Below are 1,044 nucleotides of genomic sequence, written 5' to 3'. Positions count from 1 at the left end.
AAAGGTTGTTCGACAATACACACTGGAGAGCCTATCTCACAGTCATAACCCGTTGGGGTAATTTCACCTGTTTGAGGATTGCGACGAAAGCTCACCACATTGTTGGAATGTTGATTGGCAACCAGCAACCACTTTTGATCACGAGACAACACAAAATCTCGTGGAAAAACCCCTTCACAGTGAATGGCTGCTCGCCTTTTTGGCGTATCGCCAGACACATCAAACATACTGATTTTGTTCTGAGCTCGGCAAGAGACATACAAAAACGTTTCATCTTGCGAAAGACGAATCGCCGCCGCCGCTTGCTGATTCTCTTCCCCTTCTAATAATTCTGTTTGATTCGAGATAAGCCATTTATCTTGGTGCTTAACCAGCACAATAATGGTTTCTGACAGTTCGCAAACCACATACGCTGTCGACTCTTGTTGGTTAAACACCACATGGCGCGGTCCCGAACCTGCGGGCAAATGAATCACTTGCGACAGTGAAAAATCCGGCGGCTGGGCATCGTAATCATAAATAAGGACGCTATCGCTGCCTAAGTCTACGACAACCAATTGATGACTGTGCTTTAAAAACGTGACTTGATGAGCGTGAGGAGAAGTTTGGCGCTCTAAATTCGGCCCGCATCCATCAACGTATAAATCCGCCAATAAACCAAGCGGTTTACCATCGCCATCCAAGTGAAATACGCTAACATTTCCAGAGCCATAATTAGCAACCGCCAACAACGGTTCTTTGATATCCAAATGACACGGATAATCGCCATTAATCGGCAAAGAGACGGATTCACTACCGCGAAAAAACGCGAGCTCTGCACCTTCATTTCTATCCATTTCGCTAAACGTATACAGCCCGTGTTCGGTGGTCGTGAGATAGGACGGATTACGTTGAACTACAACATCGTCAAGCCGAGTCAGTTCACCCGTTTCAGTGTTCAGCGATAGACGCACAATGCCCGTGCTCGTACTCGGTGGGTTGGTGTAAGTGCCAATATAAAAATGCACGTGACCAGTTGTTGTCATGGATGGCCTTATATGAGTG

The 1,044-nt window shown here is 46.5% G+C and carries 1 protein-coding gene; it reads right to left on the bottom strand.

Annotated features, from left to right (window positions below; genetic code table 11):
• Positions 1 to 1,025 (bottom strand): lactonase family protein (locus R7F67_RS24900; RefSeq protein ID WP_318057540.1); only part of this gene is annotated, 1,025 nt, incomplete at its 3' end.
• Positions 1,026 to 1,044 lie beyond the last annotated feature (19 nt).

It is taken from the genome of Vibrio sp. YT-17 (genome assembly GCF_033337375.1).
GTDB classification, from domain to species: Bacteria; Pseudomonadota; Gammaproteobacteria; order Enterobacterales; family Vibrionaceae; genus Vibrio; species Vibrio alginolyticus.
The sequence above is the reverse complement of the archived record's forward strand: the minus strand, read 5'-3'. Positions and strand labels throughout refer to the sequence as shown.